This is a genomic window from Streptomyces sp. PsTaAH-124 (assembly GCF_000373685.1).
Taxonomy (GTDB): Bacteria; Actinomycetota; Actinomycetes; order Streptomycetales; family Streptomycetaceae; genus Streptomyces; species Streptomyces andamanensis.
The window spans coordinates 290,031-310,317 of the sequence record NZ_KB892158.1; the positions used below are offsets into that span (position 1 = coordinate 290,031).

Consider the following 20,287-nt stretch of genomic DNA (forward strand, 5'->3'; position numbering starts at 1 on the left):
ACCCGTTACGGAGACAGGGGCCTTGACGGTGCCGCCGTTCTAACTCTTCCTGGATATGAGGACGTGACTAAGCGGTTCATCATCGGAGAAGAGTGTGAACCTGCGCCCTTCTGATCGCCCCTCCTGGGACATGTGGGCACTCGGCATTGCCGATGCTGTGGCAGTCCGGGGGGACTGCACCAGGGGCAGGGTAGGAGCGGTTCTCCTAGACCAGGAACGCCGTGTATGCGCCTCTGGCTACAACGGGACGGTTCCGGGGGACAAGGGTTGCCTAGCGGGATCCTGTCCTCGGGGGAAGCTGACCTATGAACAGGTACCGGCGGGAAGCGACTACGGGAATTGCATCAGCATTCACGCTGAAGAGAACCTGTTGATTCATGCTCGGCGGGAAGACCTTGACGGGGGAACGGTGTACGTGACCCGCGCCCCTTGCTACCGATGTTTGCCCCGTCTTAAAGCGGCTGGGGTGTTCCGCGTTGTTTGGCGGACTGAAACGGACTGGGACGCGAAGGTTCTGGATTGGGGGAAGCGTGCGGATTATAACCGTGATCCAAGACAGTGAAGGTAAGCGGACTGTTATTGCTGATGTTGTCTTCCCGTCTAAGGGATGACACAAAAGGCCCCCTCCATCGGAGGGGGCCTTTTGCTAGCTCCAGGCGTTGCTAACCTTGACCAGGCGTTCTTTTACGTCATGTGGAATGACGAGCTGCCCAACCACTTCGCCGTTTTCATCCTTCTCCATTTCGAAGGTTATTCCAGCAGTCAATAGGTCCTTTTCCATGGCCTCTATTCCGCCCTCATTCCAGTGCTGAGCGTACGTCTTGCCGGTGCTCTGGTAGATCCACCTGTCTTCGGTGGACTCGGGGTCGAACTTCGCCAAGTCCGTCATAAGTGATTCTAGCGTCTCTTCGGCTTTATCCTTAATAAATCCCGCCTTGTCGAACTTGCCTCCAGGCTCTAGCCCGGTCATGTAGTAGGAAATGGAGTCTTCAAGTCGCTTTCGCTCGCGTCGGTTCTCGTCTCCCCGGGCGTACTCACGTTGAACCACTTCATAGCTTCCTAGGGCGGATATGACAGACTCAATGAGGTTCCGGTAAAGGAAGGGGGGGTCTGCCATCCCGAATGATGGCTTCCTACACTTGGGGCAGCGGAGATAGCGGTATTCCTTCACTTCTCCGGTGGAGAGAGTCTGATAGGCGTTCGTCTCTACTATGTTGTTTGTGCACGGCTTGTGCTTCATGACGTACAGGAAGCGAGTGGGTCGCTTATTTGTAGGACTGCGCCTACGGCTCTTGCTCCTGCTGGCAAGAGCATCTTGAATCTTGTCGTACTGCTCCTGTTTAAAGATCGGCTCTTTGGTTACATAGAGCTCCTTCCCATTCTTGTCGAGTACCGGAGTCGACCGATACCCCTCTTTCTTGGTTCCGCCTTCAGTCCGGACGCCTCGCAAGGCAGGGTTTTTCAATATGCGAATAACCGTCTGATTGTTCCAAGACCTACCGCTGTACGTGGGTGCCTTGGCCCTGTTCAATACGAGAGCTATCCGGTTGGCGGGTACTCCGCGAAGTGCGGCGTCTGCCATATATCGAATGACTCGGACCTGGTCCGGGTTTTGCACCAGGCGGTTCTTTCCCTCCTTGTCTTTTTGGCTCTTGTATCCAAAGATGGGCTTTCCGATCTTCCACAGATCTTGACCCTTGTTGTACTCCCAAAGGGACACCACGCGGGTTCGGGTGTTGGCTGCTTCAATCTCGGCTACAGCGGCAATGAACGTAACCATAGCCTGAGCCATAGGCGACGTAAGGTCGAGGGTGTCATTGAGGGAGACGAGGTTTTTCCCGAACTTCCCACACCACTTGATGACCTCGTGAAGGTCGGATATCCGCCTAATGAAGCGGTCCAGCTTCCAGAAGAGAATCGAGTCAAACTCTGGGATTCTGTTGTTCAACCAGTCGCCGAGTTCTTTTCTCTCCCAAGGGGCCTTCTTGGTGGCCGACACTCCAAGGTCCCGAGCCACGCCCACGACTCGTATGCCCTCGTTGGCCGCGTGTCGGCGTAGGTCCAGTTCCTGCCGCGCGGGGCTTGTCGTGTCCTCCGTGAGGATCGACAGCCGGACGGACAGGAGTCCGCGCGGAGCCCCCTCGGGTAGGGCGTCGTTCCTGGCCTGGAGATCGGCCAGCTCTGCCAGCTCGTCTGCGGTCCAGTCGGGGGCCGGGTGCGTGGTTGCCATGTGGTGAGGCTAGCAGTCGTTTGGATTATGGCTCGTTCTTCGTGCAGTTCGTCGACCCGGGTTACGCCTACCCGGCTCTCTCCTTCGTCGTGCTCGGTGCCTTCGCGCAGGTGGCCAGCTTCCTGTATCTGAGCGCCCTGATCTTCAGCGGCACCCGGCTGGCCGCCGCCTTCCGCCGCCGCAAGCGGCTGTCGGCGGGGGCGACCTCGGCGGCGGGCGCGCTGTTCCTGGGCTTCGCGGTCAAGCTGTCGCTGGCCGGTTCGTAGCCGCCGGACCCGCTCGCGCGCGGCCCGTCCCGGCGGACCGGCTCAGGCCCTGCGGCCCGTCCGGCGCCGCAGGGCCCGCGCCTGCCGGGCCACCCGCCGCACCGTCGCGTTGCGCGGGATGAACGCCAGTTGCCGCGGGACCCCGCCGGGCAGCCCCAGGGCGGTCAGCCGACGGCGCTTGAAGTAGCGCAGGGTGTGCGGACCGGGGTGGGCGGCGAGATACCGCTCCGCGTCCCCGCGCAGCCCCGGGCAGATCCTCGGCCGCATCGCGAAGGCGACCGCCCGCACCAGTTCGGCCAGCGCCGCCACGGCCGCCGGAGTGGCCGGCCCCGGGCCGGGCCCCTGCCCGGCCACCGCCGCCGCGTCGGCCACGTCCGGCAGCAGTGCGTCGACGATCGTCACGGGCACCCGGTTGCTGTTCTCGTACGGCGTCAGCCGCTCCAGCAGCATGCCGGTGCCGGTCCGGGCCACCGGCAGCCCGTACAGCGTGGAGGCGGTGAGCAGCGCGGTGGAGAAGCAGCCGACCACCAGCGCGGGACGCGCCCGCTGGTACAGCACCTCGGCGAGGACCGGCACGTCGAGCACCGTCAGCTCGGCGCCCAGCCGCGCCGCCTCCTGCTCCAGCGTCCGCGACCAGCGGGCCGGTGCGGAGGGGTGCGGCTTGAAGACGACCCGGGTGTGACCGAGCGCCACGGCACCCCGCAGCATCCGCACGTGCAGGGCCTCTTCCTCCTCCGCGGTGAGGATGTCCAGCGCGGCCAGGTACTGCCCCAGCAGCAGGGCCGGCCCGTCCGGCAGGTCCGGCAGCTCCGGGGCGGCGTCGGCGAGCTCGGCCAGCACCTCGACGAAGGCGTCCGCGGGGATCACCTCCGGCTCGACACCGAACTCGGTGAGCAGCACCGGCCGCAGGCCCGGCACCAGGTCCAGGTGGAGCAGCCGGTCGATGCGGGTGCCCACCAGCGGGTCGATCTTGTTCCGGGTGGGGCCGTAGCTCATCAGGCCGTCCGCGTAGACGGTGACGGGCGCGCCGGTGAAGATCCGGCAGACCGCGAGCGCCGGGTCGACCTGGATCGACTCGACGGCCAGCTCGACGTCGTCGTCCCCCAGGTCCCACAGCAGCCGCAGATGCCGCTCCCACAGCGGTACGTCGTCCGGGCGCGGGGACCAGCCGCCCGGGTGGACGGGGGAGACGGTCTCGTTCCAGGACAGCACCTCGTCGAACCGGTGGCGCAGCCGGGCGAACCCGGGCATGTCGTCCAGGGACGGTGTGGTCTCCGGGTTGGCCGTGGTGTTGCAGACGAGCAGGATGCGCCGGCCGGCCGGGCCGAAGCAGCCGGCGTCGAGGGCGGCGGCGAGCGTGGCGGCGCCGTACAGCGTCGAGGCGAGGAAGATCCGGGTGGTCACGCGGCGGCCCCCGCGGCGGCCGGGCGGCGGCGCAGCCGGCGCAGCCGGGTGGCGCGCCGGACGTCCATGGAGTCCAGGGCCTCGTCCAGGACGCCCTGCGGCATCCGGCGCAGGGCGCGCGCGCCGAGCGATCTCAGTTTCCGGGCCACCGGCGGTTCGAACCTCTCGACGGAGCCCAGATGGTGGGCGAGGATCGCGCAGTAGGTGCGTACGGCCTTGGGCAGCAGCAGGTCGGCCTCCCGGTCCCGGGCGGTCTCCTCGACGACCTGGTCGAAGGCGCGCAGGAAGTCGAGCTGGCGCACATCGCCGATCTGGGTGAGCGAGGTGGCCACGCCCCGCCGGTAGTGGACGCCCAGCAGGCCGCAGACGGCGAAGGACTCCGCCTCCCGGTGCAGCCTCCAGATCCACGGCCGGTCCTCGGCCGTGCGCAGTCCGTCCGTGAAGTGCAGCAGGCCCCGCTCCAGCAGCCGCCGGTGGTAGACGCCCGCCCACGCGTAGGCGTAGTCGACCGGCGTGGTGCGGTCGGCGGGCAGGATCGCCGCCCGCGGGTCGAGGACCACCCCGCGCCGGCCGTGCGGCACCCGGTGCACGCTGCGCGCCCGCCCGGTGCACTGCACATGGTCGGCGCGGACGAAGTCGCAGCCCAGTTCCTCGATCACGGCGAGCAGCCGCGGGTAGTAGCCGGGGGCCAGCCAGTCGTCGCCGTCCAGGAACGTCACGTACTCGCCGCGTGCCCGGTCGAGCCCCGTGTTGCGCGCGGTCGCCAGACCGCCGTTCCGCTCGCGCCGGACGAGGACCGCACCGGGCAGTTCGCGTTTCGCGCGCGCGAGGACATCCAAGGTCCCGTCGCTCGAACAGTCGTCGACGAGTATGAATTCGAAGTCGTCACGCGTGTTCGCACGAAGACTCTTCACGGTGTCGGGTGCGTATTGCCGCACGTTGTAGAACGGCACGATGACGGAGAGCTTGACCACGTGTGTGACGTTAGGGTGCCGGTCCCGACCGTGTCTTGACCGGTGGGCCGCCCCGGGGTGAACGGCATGTGGCGATGCCGTGAACCGGGCTTTCCGGAGTCGCCCTCCGGCGCCGATTCGGCATTCGGAGGCGTGCTGTTAACCGTTTGTTGCATTCGGGTTGTGCCGGACCTAGAAATACCTTCCTAGCGTCTTCGGCGTGCCAGCAAGTGCAACGAAGTCCCTGCGGGTCGCCGTTCTCGCCGACTCCGACACCCGGTGGAAATGGGGTGCGCTCACCGCGCAGCGCCTTGCCCCCGCCGGTGCCGCCGTCCGGCTCGACGGCTACCTCCTGCGGGGCCGTGCCACCCCCACCCCCCGCCAGCTGACGGAGGTCGGCGTCCGCGCCGACTCGCTCCGCGAGGTGAGCGCGGCCGAGTTCCTGCGCGCCGTGCGGGAGGACCCCGCCGCCGAGCCCTACGACCTGCTCGTCCTCGCCCTCGTCGGCGGCGGCGTCCAGGCCGTGCTGCACGGGCTGCGGCACACCTGGCAGGACGCCGCCCGGCGGCCCGTGGTCGTCACCGGCTATGTCGGCGTCGTCTACGAGAAGCTCACCGACGGCCTGCTGCTGCGGCACGGCGCGGACCTCGTGCTCGCCAACTCCCGCCAGGACGCGGAGCGTTTCCGCGCCGTCTACGAGGGGGTGGGCGCCGACGCGGCCGCGGTCACCGAGGTGGCCCTGCCCTTCCTCGGCGGCGTCCCCTACACCGGCGCGCACGAGCCGTACACCGTGGTGTTCGCCGCGCAGCCCTCCGTGCCGGAGAGCCGCCGGGACCGCGCCTACCTGCTGGAGCGGCTGATCCGGCACGCCCGGCTGCACCCCGGGCGCGAGGTGCTGCTCAAGCTGCGCTCCAAGCCGGGCGAGCACACCACCCACATCGAGGAACTGCCGTACCAGAAACTGGCGCGCAAGCTCACGCTGCCGCCCAACCTGCGCCTGGTCTACGGGCACATGGGGGAGGTGCTGGACCGCACCGACCTGCTGGTGACGGTCAGTTCCACCGCCGCCCTGGAGGCGCTGCACCGCCGGGTGCCCACCGCCGTCCTCACCGACCTCGGGGTGCGCGAGACGCTCGGCAACCACCACTTCACCGGTTCCGGCTGCCTCGCCTCCTGGGACCAGCTCGACGCCGGGCACCGGCCGGTGCCCGAGGAGGACTGGGTGGCCCGGCAGGGCGTGGCGCCGGGGGGCGCGCCCGCCGGACCGGACGCCTCCGGCGAGGACTCGTACGCCGGTGCCTTCGACGAGGCCCGGGAGAAGATCGCCGGCCTGCTCGGCGAGCGCGGCGCGCTGCCCCCGCTCGCCCCCTACTACACCCCCGCGACCGCGCCCGGCTATCTGCCGGGCCTCCTCGCCCGCCACCACCTCGGACCCGACGGCGCGCCGCTGCCGGGCGCACCGGCCGCCGGCCGGGAGCCCGGAGCGGTCCGGCGGACCGTCCGCCGCGCCGCCCGCGGCGCCTACCGCCACGGTGTGCAGCGCGTGGCGCCGGTGATCCGGCGGATGGGCGAGCTGTGAGCGGCCCGGCCCCGCACCCCGGCCGTCCGGTCCCGTACGCGGGCGGTCCGGCCCCACGTCAAGGAGCAGAAGTCATGTCCCACCCGGAAGCGGGCCAGGGCGCCCCGGCGCGCCGTGTGCTCGCGGTGATACCCGCCCGCGGCGGCTCCAAGGGCGTGCCCGCCAAGAACCTCGCCCCCGTCGGCGGCGTCCCGCTGGTGGCACGGGCGGTGCGCGCGTGCCGCGCCGCCCGGCTCGTGACGGACGTCGTGGTCTCCACCGACGACCGGGCGATCGCCGCGGTGGCCCGCGAGGCGGGCGCCGAGGTGGTGCTGCGGCCGGCCGCGATAGCGGGCGACACCGCCACCTCCGAGGCGGCCGTCCTGCACGCGCTGGACGCCCACGAGGCGCTGCACGGCGCGGTGGTGGACGTGGTGCTGCTGGTGCAGTGCACCAGCCCGTTCCTGACCGGTGAGGACGTCGACGGGGTCGCCCGCGCGGTCGTCGAGGACGGCGCCGACACGGCGGTGACCGTGGCGCCCTTCCACGGCTTCCTGTGGCGGTCCGCCGAGGACGCGGCGGGCGCGGCCGATCCCGCGTACTCCGGCGCGGCCGCGATCGCGGCGGGGGGCGCGGACGGCCCGCGCGCCGGTGCCGCCACCATCGCGCCCGCCACCCCCGCGACCGGCGGCTACGGCGTCAACCACGACAAGTCCTTCCGCCCCCGCCGCCAGGACCGCCCGCAGGACCTGCTGGAGACCGGCGCCGCGTACGCGATGGACGCGGCGGGCTTCCGCGCCCGCCGGCACCGCTTCTTCGGCCGCACCGAACCGGTCCGCACCGACCCGGCGCGCGTCCTGGAGATCGACGACCCGCACGACCTGGCCCGTGCCCGCGCCCTCGCGCCGCTGTTCGACGCGGCCGGGGTGCCCGCGGGCCCCCTCCCGACCGCCGCCGACATCGACGCGGTCGTCCTCGACTTCGACGGCACCCAGACCGACGACCGGGTGCTGATCGACTCCGACGGACGGGAGCTCGTCGCCGTGCACCGCGGCGACGGCCTCGGCATCGCGGCGCTGCGCAGGAGCGGCCTGAAGATGCTGATCCTCTCCACGGAACAGAACCCGGTCGTCGCCGCCCGCGCCCGCAAGCTCGGACTGCCGGTGCTGCACGGCATCGACCGCAAGGACCTCGCGCTCAAGCAGTGGTGCGAGGAGCAGGGCATCGCCCCCGAGCGTGTCCTCTACGTCGGCAACGACGTCAACGACCTCCCGTGCTTCGCCCTCGTCGGCTGGCCCGTGGCGGTCGCCGGTGCCCACGACGCCGTACGCGTCGCCGCCCGCGCGGTCACGACCGTCCCCGGCGGCGACGGCGCCGTCCGCGAGATCGCCGACTGGATCCTCGGCCCCACCCTCGATTCCCTCCCCCAGTAAGGACACCCCCTGATGAGCACCCACTCCCGCCTGCGCACGTTCGGTTCGCGCGAGGTCGGCCCCGGCCGCCCGGTCTACATCTGCGGCGAGATCGGCATCAACCACAACGGAGAGCTGGAGAACGCCTTCAAGCTGATCGACGTGGCCGCCGAAGCCGGCTGCGACGCCGTCAAGTTCCAGAAGCGCACCCCCGAGATCTGCACCCCGCGCGACCAGTGGGACATCGAGCGCGACACCCCCTGGGGCCGGATGACCTACATCGACTACCGCCACCGCGTGGAGTTCGGTGAGGACGAGTACCGCCGGATAGACGCGTACTGCAAGGAGAAGGGCATCGACTGGTTCGCCTCCCCGTGGGACACCGAGGCCGTCGCCTTCCTGGAGAAGTTCGACGTGCCCGCCCACAAGGTGGCCTCCGCCTCGCTGACCGACGACGAGCTGCTGCGCGCCCTGCGGGCCACCGGCCGCGCGGTCATCCTCTCCACCGGCATGTCCACCCCCCGGCAGATCCGGCACGCGGTCGAGGTCCTCGGCTCCGACAACATCCTCATGTGCCACGCCACCTCCACCTACCCGGCCAAGGCCGAGGAACTGAACCTCCGCGTGATCAACACGCTGGAGAAGGAGTTCCCGAACGTCCCGATCGGCTACTCCGGCCACGAGACCGGCCTTCAGACCACGCTCGCCGCGGTCGCCCTCGGTGCCGCCTTCGTCGAGCGGCACATCACCCTCGACCGCGCCATGTGGGGCTCCGACCAGGCCGCCTCCGTCGAGCCGCAGGGCCTGACCCGCCTCGTCCGCGACATCCGCACCATCGAGGCATCGCTCGGCGACGGCGTGAAGAAGGTCTACGACTCCGAGCACGGCCCGATGAAGAAGCTGCGCCGCGTCACCGGTGTGGTGGCCGAGGCGGAGATCGCCGCGGCGGCGGGCGAGCCGGTCGCGGTGTGAGACCGAGCCCGCCCACCCCCTCACCCTCACGCGACGGAACGGTCGTACGCCGATGAGCCCCGCCGCCGGCCCCGCCGGCCCCGCTCCCGCTCCCACCCTCGCCTTCGTCGAGAGCCCGGTCCAGCTCCTGAACGTTCTGGAGTGGGCCCACGCCCACGGTCTCTCGGCGAAGGTCCGGCGCCCGGCCACGGACAGCGGGGACGACACCTCGCCGGACAGGGCCGCCGGGGCCGCCCGCGACCTGCTCACCGTCGTCGTACTGGCCCCGACCGACCCGATGACCCGGGGCCAGCTGCGGCGCATGGCCGAACTGGCCCGGGACGAGGGGTACGAAGTGCGGTGGGAGGAGGCGCGGGGCGGGGCCTCGGCGCCGTTCAGGACCATCGGCGCGCTGACGGGACGGCTGCGGCAGGCGGAGCGGGTGGTGATGGGGGACCCGTTCTCGCGCTATGTGCAGCTGCTGCTGACGATCACCGGGGCGCCCGATCTGGTGGTCGTGGACGACGGCACCGCGACCATGGAGTTCACCGCCCAGCTCAGCCGCGGCGAACGGCTGGTGCGCTGGCACCGCAAGGGCGGCCGGCCCGGCCCCCGCGACCTGCTGTTCGCCCCGGTGTCCGCCGCCGCCCGCCGTCGGCTCGCACCCGGCGCCGCCGGGCGGGACGGGCGGCGGGTGGAGGTCTTCTCCTCCATGCCGATCGACACGGTCCCGGACGGGGTGAGCGTCACCGCGAACCGGTTCGTGTGGACCCGGACCCGCTTCGGGCCACCCCGTGTCACCACCGGCGCCGACCTCGTGGGCACCTCCCTGGTGGAGACCGGCGTGGTGGACTGCGACCGCTATCTCGCCGCCGTCCGCGCGCTGGCCGGGGCGCACGGCGCCGGCCGCTACTTCGCGCACCGCCGCGAGAGCACCGAGAAGCTGCACCGGCTCGCGGTGGAGACCGGCCTGGAGGTGGTCCGCCCCGAACTGCCGCTGGAACTGACCGCCCGCCGCGGGCCCATCGGCCGTACGGTCCTCAGCTTCCCCTCCACGGTCGTGCACACGCTGCCGCTGGCCCTGGAGGGCACGGGGGTGCGGGTCGCCGTCTGCGACATCGACCCGAGCTGGCTGACACCGACGGCCTCCCCGCGCGCCGAGGGCTTCCTCTCCGGGGTGACCGGCACCGCGCGCGGCGTGCACCGGGTCGCGGGCACGGCACTGCCCGGCCGGCAGGCACCGCAGGCGCCCTGACCTCAGGCAGGGCGACCTCAGGACGCCCTGCGGCCTCCGCCGGGACGGCCCGCGTCGTGCCGCGCGGCCCGAGGGAGGGGTGACACGGGCCGTCCGGACGTCCAGCAGGTGAACATTTCGGGCGTGATCCGGACGGCACGTGGTATGCCTGGAGAAAAGAACAAAAGCGGTCCACTCGGCCGAGCAGGACGGGCGAGTGTACCCATCCCATTCGACGCCTATGCGCCGACGGCCGGTTCTTCTTCCCCTGACGGGCTGAACTTTTGTTGAACGAGGGGCAGTTGACCGTCCCGGCGTCATACCCTTCAGAGGGTGAACCAACTGATGTCCCCAGAGTCCGAGGCCGATCATCCCGCGGAGAACGCCCTGCCCGGCACACTGCCGGAGGCGCTGTTCGCCGAACTCGTCGCGTTCCGCCGCGACCTGCACATGCACCCGGAGCTAGGCAACCAGGAGTTCCGCACCACCGCCGCGATCAAGGCGCGGCTGGAGAAGGCGGGCCTCAGGCCCCGGGTGCTCCCCTCCGGGACCGGCCTCGTCTGCGACATCGGCAAGGACGCCGAGGACGACACGGGCATCGACGAGAACGCCACCGAGCCGGACGCCGCCCACGGCATGCTCGCGCTGCGCGCCGACATCGACGCGCTGCCGATCCCGGACACCAAGAGCGAGAGCCCCTACCGCTCGACCGTGCCCGACCGCGCCCACGCCTGCGGCCACGACGTGCACACCACCGTCGTGCTCGGCACCGGACTCGTCCTCGCCGAGCTGCACCGTGCGGGCCTGCTCGCCCGCCCCGTGCGGCTGGTCTTCCAGCCCGCCGAGGAGGTGCTGCCCGGCGGCGCCACCGAGGCGATCAAGGCCGGGGTGCTCGGCGGCGTCAGCCGGATCCTCGCCGTGCACTGCGACCCGCGCGTGGACGCCGGGACGATCGGCCTGCGCCAGGGCGCCATCACCTCCGCCTGCGACCGCCTGGAGGTCTCGCTCGACGGCCCCGGCGGGCACAGCGCCCGGCCGCATCTGACGACCGACCTGGTCACCGCCGCCGCCCGCGTCGTCACCGATGTGCCCGCCCTCGTCGGCCGCCGCATCGACACCCGCGCCGGACTCGCGGTGACCTGGGGCCGCATCGAGTCCGGGCACGCGCCCAATGTCATCCCGCAGCACGCCGAGCTGTCCGGCACCGTGCGCTGCCTGGACATCAAGGCGTGGCGGCACGCCCCGGACATCGTGGTCGCCGCCATCGACGAGGTCGCCAACCTGCACAAGGCCAAGTCGGAGATCAACTACGTGCGCGGCGTCCCCCCGGTGGTCAACGAGCCGGTCGCGACCGAACTGCTGCGCGAGGCCATGACCGCCCGGCGCGGCCCGTCCGCCGTGGAGGACACCGAGCAGAGCCTGGGCGGCGAGGACTTCTCCTGGTACCTCGAACACGTGCCCGGCGCCATGGCCCGCCTCGGCGTCCGCACCCCCGGCGAGCGCACCCTGCGCGACCTGCACCAGGGCGACTTCGACGCCGACGAGTCCGCGATCCGCGTGGGCGTGGAGCTGTTCACGGCGGCGGCGCTGCTGCACCCGACGCACTGAGCCGGGTCCGCCGCACCGCCGTGGGGAGGGGCGTCCCCGGGCGCCCCTCCCCACGGCGGCACGGTTCGGTAACGGCGCGGAAAAACACCGTTCCCCCCTCCTTCTACGCGCGTTACTGTGCGCCGGACTCGCCACCAGGGGCGGCACATGGGGCGCGCGCCGGTGACGGCGCCGTGGCAAGAAGGGGTGCTTGCTGTGCGTACGAACTCCCGGAGGACCGGTTTCTCCCAGGCCGCGGTGGCTGTCGCGGCCGTCGCGCTCTTGGCCGCGGGATGCGGCAAGTCCAGCACCGACTCGGGGGGCGGTGCCTCCGCCTCCGGCGCGTACTCGGGCAAGGGCATCGGCCTGGCGTACGACATCGGCGGCAAGGGCGACCAGTCCTTCAACGACGCCGCCTTCGCGGGCTTCGAGAAGGCGGAGAAGGAGTTCAAGATCGGCGGCCGGGACATCGAGCCGCAGGACGGCGAGTCCACCGCCGACAAGGTGCAGCGCCTGGAGCAGCTCGCCAAGGCCGGTTACAACCCGATCGTCGGCGTCGGCTTCGTCTACGCGCCGGCCGTCAAGGAGGTCGCCGCCAAGTATCCGAAGATCACCTTCGGCATCGTCGACGACGACACCGTCAAGGCGTCCAACGTCGCCGACCTGCTCTTCCACGAGGAGCAGGGCTCCTACCTCGCCGGGGTGGCCGCGGCGAAGACGACCAAGAAGAACCACATCGGCTTCATCGGCGGCGTCGACATCCCCCTGATCCACAAGTTCGAGGCCGGCTTCGAGCAGGGCGCCCGGTCCGTGAACCCGAAGATCAAGATCGAGTCGCAGTATCTGACGCAGACCGCGCAGGAGGGCGGCTTCGCCAGCCCCGACAAGGGCAAGGACGCGGCCAACGGCCAGATCGAGGCCGGGGCCGACGTCGTGTACGCCGCGGCGGGCCTGTCCGGTCAGGGCGTCATCCAGTCCGCCGCCGCGCACAAGGTGTGGGCGATCGGGGTCGACTCCGACCAGTACCAGCAGTCGGCGCTCGCGCAGTACAAGGACTGGATCCTCGGCTCGGCGCTGAAGAACGTCGGCGGCGCGGTGTACGACCTGACCAAGTCCGTCGTCGACGGCAAGCCGCACACCGGCGAGGTGCGCGGCGACCTGAAGTCGGGCGCCGTGGGCTTCGCCGACTCCAACCCGAAGTACCAGGCCATGAAGGACGTCGTCGCCGCCGTCGACAAGGCCAAGCAGGACATCGTCGACGGCAAGGTCACCGTCCGCGTGGAGTAGTCCGGGCGGGTCGGGACACGGGGCCGTCCGGGCGGATCGGCGGCCCCTGTCCGGCCGGTTCCGCGCCCGCCCCCTCGCCTTGCGCGAGGGGCGCGGCGCTGTCCGTGAGGGCGGCCCCGGCGGCGGCCACCGTGCGGCCACAGCTCGGTAACGGAGGGGACAGAAGGGGTTTTCCGTCTGGTCTACGCGCGTTACGCTGCGGCGGAACCAGCGCCTGGTTTGGGCGCTTGCACAAAGGAGTCTCCTTCCATGCGCCGGGTGTCCCGTATCGCGGTTGCGGGCGTTGCAACCGCAGCTCTCGCTGTCACCGTCTCCGCCTGTGGCAGTTCGTCCAGCAAGTCCTCGGGCGGCGAGGGCAAGAACCTCGGCCTCGCCCTGGCCTACGACGTCGGCGGCAAGGGCGACCAGTCCTTCAACGACGCCGCGACGACGGGCCTGGAGCGCGCCGACAAGGAGTTCGGCTACAAGAGCACGGCCGTCGAGCCGCAGGACGGCGAGTCCGACGCGGACAAGGTGCAGCGCCTGGAGACGCTGGCCAAGCAGGGCTACAACCCGGTGATCGGGGTCGGCTTCGCCTACGCGCCGGCCGTCAAGGAGGTCGCCGCGAAGTACCCGAAGGTCACCTTCGGCATCGTCGACGACGAGCAGATCAAGGCGTCCAACGTGGTGGACATGGTCTTCCACGAGGAGCAGGCGTCCTACCTCGCCGGTGTCGCCGCCGCCAAGACCACCAAGTCGAACACCGTCGGCTTCGTCGGCGGCGTGGACGTCCCGCTCATCCACAAGTTCGAGGCGGGCTTCAAGCAGGGCGTCGAGGACACCAAGAAGGGTGTCAAGGTCAAGTCGCAGTACCTGACCGAGACGGCCGCCGAGGGCGGCTTCGCCAGCCCCGACAAGGGCGAGAACGCGGCCAACGGCCAGATCGACGCCGGTGCCGACGTCGTCTACGCCGCCGCGGGCCTGTCCGGCCAGGGCGTGATCAAGGCCGCCGCCGCGCACAAGATCTGGGCGATCGGCGTCGACTCCGACCAGTACAAGCAGGACGCGCTGGCCAAGTACAAGGACTCGATCCTCACCTCGGCCATGAAGGACGTCCAGGGCGCGGTGTTCAACCTGGCCAAGTCGGTCAAGGACGGCAAGCCGCAGAGCGGCCTGGTCCGGGCCAGCCTGTCCACCGGCGGTGTGAGCCTGGCCGACTCCAACCCCGTCTTCAAGAACAACGCCGACCTCCAGGCCGCGCTGAAGAAGGCCGAGGACGGCATCAAGAGCGGCGCCATCAAGGTCAAGACCTCCTGACCCGGTCGTGACCGGCCTGGAACCTTCCCGGGCATGGTCAGGGCGACGCTGCGATGGCAGCGTGGCAGCGTCACAGCCAGGGAACGGGGTGCGGGAGGCATGACAGGTCTCCGCACCCCGTTCGCGCGGCAGAATGCTCGGAAAAGATCGGGACGGAAAAAAATCCGATCGATTCCGGGCACTACGTAAAGCAGGGGCGCTACGCGCGTAGAGCGGCCCCTTTCCTGAGGAGAGTGCGCCATCGACGCGTCCAGCAGCCCTCCGCTCACCGCTCAGCCGACAGCCGCGGTCGAGCTCGCGGGCATCACCAAGCGGTTCCCCGGAGTCGTCGCCAACCACGACATCCGCCTCACGGTCCGCCGCGGCACCGTCCACGCCCTCGTCGGCGAGAACGGCGCCGGCAAGTCGACCCTGATGAAGATCCTCTACGGCATGCAGAAGCCGGACGAGGGCACCATCACCGTCGACGGCGAACAGGTGGCCTTCGGCAGCCCCGCCGACGCCATCGCCCGCGGCATCGGCATGGTCCACCAGCACTTCATGCTGGCCGACAACCTGACCGTCCTGGAGAACGTGGTCCTCGGCAGCGAGAAGCTGCACGGCATCGGCGGCGCCGCCCGCAAGAAGATCAAGGAGATCTCCGACCGGTACGGCCTCGGCGTACGCCCCGACGTCCTCGTCGAGAACCTCGGCGTCGCCGACCGCCAGCGGGTGGAGATCCTCAAGGTCCTCTACCGCGGCGCCAGCACCCTCATCCTCGACGAGCCGACCGCCGTGCTGGTCCCGCAGGAGGTCGACGCGCTCTTCGACAACCTGCGCGAACTGAAGTCCGAGGGCCTCTCCGTCATCTTCATCTCCCACAAGCTGGGCGAGGTCCTCTCGGTCGCCGACGACATCACCGTCATCCGGCGCGGCACCACGGTCGGCACCGCCGTCCCCGCCGAGACCACCCCGCGCCAGCTCGCCGAGATGATGGTGGGCAGCGAACTGCCGACGCCGGAGACCGCCGAGTCGACGGTCACCGACCGGCCCGTGCTCACCGTCGACCGGCTCCGCCTGGAGGCCGAGGGCGGCCGTCCCGTCCTGGACGACATCACCTTCACCATCCACGCCGGTGAGGTCCTCGGCCTCGCGGGCGTCGAGGGCAACGGCCAGACCGAGCTGATCGAGGCCCTCATCGGCCTCCAGCACGCCGACTCCGGCTCGATCAGCCTGCTCGGCGAGGACATCACCCCCTGGCCCACCCGCAGGCGCCGCGAGTCCGGCGTCGGCTACATCCCCGAGGACCGCCACCGCCACGGCCTCCTCCTGGAAGCCCCGCTGTGGGAGAACCGCATCCTCGGACACGTCACCGAGCGCCCCAACGCCAAGGGCTTCTGGCTCGACCCCAAGGGCGCCCAGGCCGACACCCGCCGGATCGTCGAGGAGTACGACGTCCGCACCCCCGGCATCGACGTCACCGCCGCCTCCCTGTCCGGTGGCAACCAGCAGAAGCTGATCGTCGGCCGCGAGATGAGCCACGGCCCGAAGTTCCTCATCGCCGCCCACCCCACCCGGGGCGTGGACGTCGGCGCCCAGGCGCAGATCTGGGACCAGATCCGCGAGGCCCGCCGCGAGGGCCTGGCCGTGCTGCTGATCTCCGCCGACCTGGACGAGCTGATCGGCCTGTCCGACACCCTGCGGGTGATCTACAACGGCAGGTTCGTCGCCGACGCCGACCCCGCCACCATCACCCCGGAGGAACTGGGCTCGGCCATGACGGGTGCCGCCGCGGGCCACCTGGAATCCGCAGAGACCACCGACGACGCCGGTCCGGAGGACGAGGCCCGATGAAGAAGTTCGACAAGGAGCGGGTGCTCCTCGCGGTGGCCGGCCCGGTCATCGCGCTCGTCGCGGCGATCGTGCTGACCTCGGTCGTACTGATCGCCTCGGGCAAGAACCCGATCGAGCCGTACACGCTGATGCTCCAGCAGGTGCCGTACTCGGACGTCCAGGTGCTGATCATCAACCAGGCGTCGCTGTACTACATCGCCGCCATCGCGGTCGCCCTCGGCTTCCGCATGAACCTGTTCAACATCGGCGTCGACGGCCAATACCGGCTCGCCGCCATGATGACCGCCGTGGTCGGCGCCCATCTCGCCCTGCCGTCCTTCCTCCAGATCCCCGTGCTGCTCCTCGTGGGCATGCTCACCGGCGCCTTCTGGGCCGGTATCGCGGGCGTCCTGAAGGTCACCCGGGGCGTGAGCGAGGTCGTCGCGACGATCATGCTCAACTCCATCGCCACCAGCCTCATCGGCTACCTCACGCTGAACAGCGTGTGGGGCGTGCAGGTCGGCAACAACTCGACCACCGGCATCATGAAGAAGTCCGGCTGGATGCCCGGCATCGACCTCGGCTCGGACGTCGGCGAGATCTACGGCCTGGTCTTCCTCGCCATCGTCATCGGCATCGCCTACTGGGCCGTCCTCAACCGCACCCGCTTCGGCTTCGACCTGCGCGCCACCGGCGCGTCCGAATCCGCCGCCGCGGCCTCCGGCGTCAGCGCCAAGCGCATGGTGCTGATCTCCATGCTGATCTCCGGCGCCATCGCGGGCCTGTCCGGCCTGCCGCTGCTGCTCGGCGACTCTCACACCTACAGTCTGAGCTTCCCGGCGGGCCTCGGCTTCACCGCCATCGGCATCGCCCTGCTCGGCCGCAACCACCCCGGCGGCATCGCGCTCGCCGCCCTCCTGTGGGCCTTCCTCGACAAGGCGTCCCCCGCCCTCGACTACGCCACCCCGGTGGCGTACGAGAAGGAGATCGCCACGATCATGCAGGGCCTGATCGTCTTCGCGGTCGTCATCTCCTACGAGGCCGTACGCCAGTGGGGCCTGCGCCGCCAGCAGAAGCAGGTCGGCCTGGAACTCGCCGTGGCCGCCGCCCAGAACAACTCCGAGAAGAAGGAGGTGGCGGCCCGATGACCACCGCGACCATCGCCAAGCCGCAGGCGAAGCAGCCCGGCCGGGGCAGCCGCCGGTTCTCCCTGCCGGTGCTCCTGCTGATCATCGCGGGCGTCCTGGTCCTGACCTCCGTCGTCCGCCTGATCACCGGCGCCGACGGCATCACCTCCACCGGGCAGATGTCCACCGCGCTGCGCCTGGCCGTGCCCATCGGCCTCGCCGGACTCGGCGGTCTGTGGGCCGAGCGCGCGGGCGTCGTCAACATCGGCCTCGAAGGCATGATGATCCTCGGCACCTGGTTCGGCGCCTGGGCCGGCTACCAGTGGGGCCCGTGGACCGGTGTCCTGTTCGGCATCATCGGCGGCTGCCTCGGCGCGCTGCTGCACGCCGTCGCCACGGTGACGTTCAACGTCAACCACATCGTCTCCGGTGTGGCCATCAACATCCTGGCCCTCGGCACCACCCGCTACCTGTCGAAGTTCACCTTCGAGGGCGTCCCGCAGGGCTCCTCCAAGCAGTCCCCGCCGATCGACTCGCTGGGCACCTTCGACATCCCCGGCCTGTCGGGCTGGCTGGACACCCTCAACGAGAAGCACTGGTTCCTGGTCTCCGACGTGGCCGGCCTGGTCGGCGGTCTGATCACCGACCTGTCGCCGCTCACCGTCGTCGCCGTGGCCCTCGTCCCCCTGTCCTGGTGGGTGCTGTGGCGCACCGCCTTCGGGCTGCGGCTGCGCTCCTGCGGCGAGAACCCGGTGGCCGCCGAGTCCCTCGGCGTCAACGTCTACAAGTACAAGTACCTGGCCGTGATCATCTCCGGCGGCTTCGCCGGTCTCGGCGGTGCCTTCCTGTCCATCGTGGCCTCGAACGTCTACCTCGACGGCCAGACCGCGGGCCGCGGCTACATCGGCCTCGCGGCCATGATCTTCGGCAACTGGATGCCGGGCGGCCTCGCCCTCGGCGCCGGGCTGTTCGGTTACACCGACAGCCTGAACCTGCGCGGCGGCACCACCAACGTCCACGCGCTGATCCTGCTGCTGGCGATCCTGCTGGTGTTCGGTGTGGCGTACCTGGTGTGGCGCAAGAAGCTCGTCCCGGCCGTCGTCACCGCCGTGATCTCGGCGCTGATGTTCGTCTGGTACGCCGGCACCAGCGACGTGCCCAAGCAGGTCGTGACCGCCACCCCGTACATCGTCACCCTGCTGGTGCTGTCGCTGTCGGCGCAGCACCTGCGGATGCCGAAGGCGGACGGACTGCCGTACCGGAAGGGACAGGGCAAGTGACACAGAGCGCGCCGACCGTCGACTGGGCGGCCCTGCGCGAGGCGGCGCGGGCGGCGATGAGCCGGGCCTACGCCCCCTACTCGGGCTACCCCGTCGGCGTCGCCGCCCTGGTCGACGACGGCCGCACCGTCACCGGCTGCAATGTCGAGAACGCCTCCTACGGCATCGGACTGTGCGCCGAGTGCGGTCTGGTCTCCCAGCTCCAGAACAGCGGCGGCGGCCGGCTGACCCACTTCACCTGCGTGGACGGCAAGGGCGACATCCTCGTGCCGTGCGGGCGCTGCCGCCAGCTGCTGTACGAGTTCGGCGGGCCGGACCTGCTGCTGGAGACCCCGGCCGGGATCCTGCCGCTGGAGCGGATGCTGCCGCAGGCCTTCGGGCCGGAGCACCTCGCCAAGTGACCCGTGTACGGCCCCTCGGCGCCCGGCCCGGCCCAGCCCCCCGCGGGTGAGCCCGGCGCGGCGCGGAGGGGCCGCACCCGTCTGAACAAGACCTTCGCACCCCGGAAGGAAGCGAAACAACCATGGCCATGGACGCCATCTCCGTCATCCGCACCAAGCGGGACCGCGGCGGACTCAGCGACGAGCAGATCGACTGGGTCATCGACGCGTACACCCGCGGGGAGGTCGCCGACGAGCAGATGTCCGCGCTCGCCATGGCCATCCTGCTCAACGGCATGGACCGGCGGGAGATCGCCCGCTGGACCGCCGCGATGATCGCCTCCGGCGAGCGCATGGACTTCTCCTCGCTGTCGCGGCCCACCGCCGACAAGCACTCCACCGGCGGCGTCGGCGACAAGATCACCCTGCCGCTGGCCCCGTTGGTGGCCGCCTGCGGCGCGGCCGTCCCGCAGCTGTCCGGGCGCGGCCTCGGCCACACCGGCGGCACCCTGGACAAGCTGGAGTCGATCCCCGGCTGGCGGGCCCTGCTGTCCAACGAGGAGATGCTGTCCGTGCTGGACGGCGTCGGCGCGGTGATCTGCGCGGCGGGCGACGGCCTCGCCCCCGCCGACAAGAAGCTCTACGCCCTGCGGGACGTCACCGGCACGGTCGAGGCGATCCCGCTGATCGCCTCCTCGATCATGTCCAAGAAGATCGCCGAAGGCACCGGCTCGCTGGTCCTGGACGTCAAGGTCGGCTCCGGCGCCTTCATGAAGACCGTCGAGGACGCCCGCGAACTGGCCTCCACCATGGTCGGCCTGGGCACCGACCACGGGGTGCGGACGGTCGCGCTGCTCACCGACATGTCCACCCCGCTCGGCCTGACCGCGGGCAACGCCCTGGAGGTCCGCGAGTCCGTCGAGGTGCTGGCCGGCGGCGGCCCCGCCGATGTCGTCGAACTGACCCTGGCCCTGGCCCGGGAGATGCTGGACGCGGCGGGCCTGAAGGACGCCGACCCGGCCAAGGCGCTGGCCGACGGCTCCGCCATGGACGTGTGGCGCCGCATGATCGCCGCGCAGGGCGGCGACCCGGACGCCGCGCTGCCCACCTCCCGGGAGCAGCACGTCGTCACGGCCCCCTCCTCCGGTGTCCTCACCCGTCTGGACGCCTACGCCGTCGGTGTCGCCGCCTGGCGTCTCGGGGCCGGCCGCGCCCGCAAGGAGGACCCGGTGCAGGCGGCGGCCGGCGTCGAACTGCACGCCAAGCCCGGTGACCCGGTCACCGCGGGCCAGCCCCTGCTGACCCTGCACACCGACACCCCGGACCGCTTCGCGTACGCCCTGGAGGCCGTGGCCGGCTCCTACGACGTCGCCCCGGCGGGCACGGACTTCAGCGCCTCGCCGGTGGTCCTGGAGCGCATCGCCTGACCCGCGGGCCGCGGCTCGCGGCCCGCGTACGCGGACGGACGGGACCGGTGGAGCGCCGCCGGTCCCGTCCGGCGTACGGGGCC

At 70.6% G+C, this 20,287-nt stretch carries 16 protein-coding genes and 1 pseudogene; 14 read left to right on the plus strand and 3 right to left on the minus strand.

What is annotated here, in order from left to right; translation table 11 throughout:
• The first annotated feature begins 130 nt into the window (after positions 1-130).
• Complete coding sequence (locus tag B086_RS42500; protein WP_078530962.1) at positions 131-562, plus strand: deaminase; 432 nt, start codon at positions 131-133, stop codon at positions 560-562.
• An 84-nt stretch (positions 563-646) separates the two neighbouring features.
• On the opposite strand, the gene B086_RS42195 is transcribed toward B086_RS42500, so the two are convergent.
• Positions 647-2,230 carry a recombinase family protein gene (locus B086_RS42195; RefSeq protein WP_037872709.1) on the minus strand — a complete coding sequence of 528 codons (1,584 nt, stop codon included), beginning with the start codon at positions 2,228-2,230 and terminating at the stop codon, positions 647-649.
• Between the two features lie 20 nt (positions 2,231-2,250).
• Between B086_RS42195 and B086_RS0103565 the strand changes: the two are divergent.
• Positions 2,251-2,496 (plus strand): annotated as a pseudogene (locus B086_RS0103565) (LysE family transporter); the annotation flags it as partial.
• A 42-nt stretch (positions 2,497-2,538) separates the two neighbouring features.
• Here B086_RS0103565 and B086_RS0103570 read toward each other — a convergent pair.
• Both B086_RS0103570 and B086_RS0103575 read right to left on the minus strand, forming a co-directional pair.
• Complete coding sequence (locus B086_RS0103570; protein WP_018565027.1) at positions 2,539-3,900, minus strand: polysialyltransferase family glycosyltransferase; 1,362 nt, start codon at positions 3,898-3,900, stop codon at positions 2,539-2,541.
• Positions 3,897-4,874, minus strand: coding sequence for a glycosyltransferase family 2 protein (locus B086_RS0103575; RefSeq protein ID WP_018565028.1), 978 nt, complete (start codon positions 4,872-4,874; stop codon positions 3,897-3,899). The genes B086_RS0103570 and B086_RS0103575 overlap by 4 nt, the downstream gene beginning before the upstream one ends.
• Before the next feature lie 199 nt (positions 4,875-5,073).
• Between B086_RS0103575 and B086_RS0103580 the strand changes: the two genes are divergently transcribed.
• From B086_RS0103580 to B086_RS0103635, 12 genes are all read left to right on the plus strand, one after another.
• Positions 5,074-6,432 carry a DUF6716 putative glycosyltransferase gene (locus B086_RS0103580; RefSeq protein ID WP_018565029.1) on the plus strand — a complete coding sequence of 453 codons (1,359 nt, stop codon included), beginning with the start codon at positions 5,074-5,076 and terminating at the stop codon, positions 6,430-6,432.
• Positions 6,433-6,506: 74 nt separating this feature from the next.
• Positions 6,507-7,844 (plus strand): N-acylneuraminate cytidylyltransferase, encoded by a 1,338-nt coding sequence (locus tag B086_RS0103585; RefSeq protein ID WP_018565030.1) that lies wholly within the window; start codon positions 6,507-6,509, stop codon positions 7,842-7,844.
• A 12-nt stretch (positions 7,845-7,856) separates the two neighbouring features.
• On the plus strand, positions 7,857-8,795 hold the full coding sequence (locus tag B086_RS0103590) for an N-acetylneuraminate synthase family protein (RefSeq protein ID WP_018565031.1): 939 nt from the start codon (positions 7,857-7,859) through the stop codon (positions 8,793-8,795).
• Between the two features lie 52 nt (positions 8,796-8,847).
• Positions 8,848-10,029: a hypothetical protein gene (locus tag B086_RS0103595; protein WP_018565032.1), complete on the plus strand. Its 1,182-nt coding sequence runs from the start codon at positions 8,848-8,850 to the stop codon at positions 10,027-10,029.
• Between the two features lie 324 nt (positions 10,030-10,353).
• Complete coding sequence (locus B086_RS0103600) at positions 10,354-11,616, plus strand: amidohydrolase (RefSeq protein ID WP_018565033.1); 1,263 nt, start codon at positions 10,354-10,356, stop codon at positions 11,614-11,616.
• A 237-nt stretch (positions 11,617-11,853) separates the two neighbouring features.
• Positions 11,854-12,882 (plus strand): BMP family lipoprotein, encoded by a 1,029-nt coding sequence (locus B086_RS0103605; RefSeq protein ID WP_018565034.1) that lies wholly within the window; start codon positions 11,854-11,856, stop codon positions 12,880-12,882.
• Between the two features lie 249 nt (positions 12,883-13,131).
• Positions 13,132-14,178 carry a BMP family lipoprotein gene (locus B086_RS0103610; RefSeq protein WP_018565035.1) on the plus strand — a complete coding sequence of 349 codons (1,047 nt, stop codon included), beginning with the start codon at positions 13,132-13,134 and terminating at the stop codon, positions 14,176-14,178.
• A 240-nt stretch (positions 14,179-14,418) separates the two neighbouring features.
• Complete coding sequence (locus B086_RS0103615; RefSeq protein ID WP_051115744.1) at positions 14,419-16,011, plus strand: ABC transporter ATP-binding protein; 1,593 nt, start codon at positions 14,419-14,421, stop codon at positions 16,009-16,011.
• Positions 16,008-17,138: an ABC transporter permease gene (locus B086_RS0103620; RefSeq protein WP_018565037.1), complete on the plus strand. Its 1,131-nt coding sequence runs from the start codon at positions 16,008-16,010 to the stop codon at positions 17,136-17,138. The genes B086_RS0103615 and B086_RS0103620 overlap by 4 nt, the downstream gene beginning before the upstream one ends.
• Positions 17,135-18,397 (plus strand): ABC transporter permease, encoded by a 1,263-nt coding sequence (locus B086_RS0103625; RefSeq protein ID WP_018565038.1) that lies wholly within the window; start codon positions 17,135-17,137, stop codon positions 18,395-18,397. Before B086_RS0103620 ends, B086_RS0103625 begins: the two co-directional genes overlap by 4 nt.
• Positions 18,394-18,798: a cytidine deaminase gene (locus B086_RS0103630; RefSeq protein WP_018565039.1), complete on the plus strand. Its 405-nt coding sequence runs from the start codon at positions 18,394-18,396 to the stop codon at positions 18,796-18,798. The genes B086_RS0103625 and B086_RS0103630 overlap by 4 nt, the downstream gene beginning before the upstream one ends.
• Positions 18,799-18,920: 122 nt before the next feature.
• Positions 18,921-20,204 carry a thymidine phosphorylase gene (locus B086_RS0103635; RefSeq protein ID WP_018565040.1) on the plus strand — a complete coding sequence of 428 codons (1,284 nt, stop codon included), beginning with the start codon at positions 18,921-18,923 and terminating at the stop codon, positions 20,202-20,204.
• The last annotated feature ends 83 nt before the right edge of the window (positions 20,205-20,287 follow it).

Coding starts and splice junctions, on each gene's coding strand:
- B086_RS42500 (WP_078530962.1), top strand. CDS start 131: ATGTGGGCACTCGGCATTGCCGATGCTGTGGCAGTCCGGGGGGACTGC.
- B086_RS42195 (WP_037872709.1), bottom strand. CDS start 2,230: ATGGCAACCACGCACCCGGCCCCCGACTGGACCGCAGACGAGCTGGCA.
- B086_RS0103585 (WP_018565030.1), top strand. CDS start 6,507: ATGTCCCACCCGGAAGCGGGCCAGGGCGCCCCGGCGCGCCGTGTGCTC.
- B086_RS0103590 (WP_018565031.1), top strand. CDS start 7,857: ATGAGCACCCACTCCCGCCTGCGCACGTTCGGTTCGCGCGAGGTCGGC.
- B086_RS0103595 (WP_018565032.1), top strand. CDS start 8,848: ATGAGCCCCGCCGCCGGCCCCGCCGGCCCCGCTCCCGCTCCCACCCTC.
- B086_RS0103600 (WP_018565033.1), top strand. CDS start 10,354: ATGTCCCCAGAGTCCGAGGCCGATCATCCCGCGGAGAACGCCCTGCCC.
- B086_RS0103610 (WP_018565035.1), top strand. CDS start 13,132: ATGCGCCGGGTGTCCCGTATCGCGGTTGCGGGCGTTGCAACCGCAGCT.
- B086_RS0103620 (WP_018565037.1), top strand. CDS start 16,008: ATGAAGAAGTTCGACAAGGAGCGGGTGCTCCTCGCGGTGGCCGGCCCG.
- B086_RS0103625 (WP_018565038.1), top strand. CDS start 17,135: ATGACCACCGCGACCATCGCCAAGCCGCAGGCGAAGCAGCCCGGCCGG.
- B086_RS0103635 (WP_018565040.1), top strand. CDS start 18,921: ATGGCCATGGACGCCATCTCCGTCATCCGCACCAAGCGGGACCGCGGC.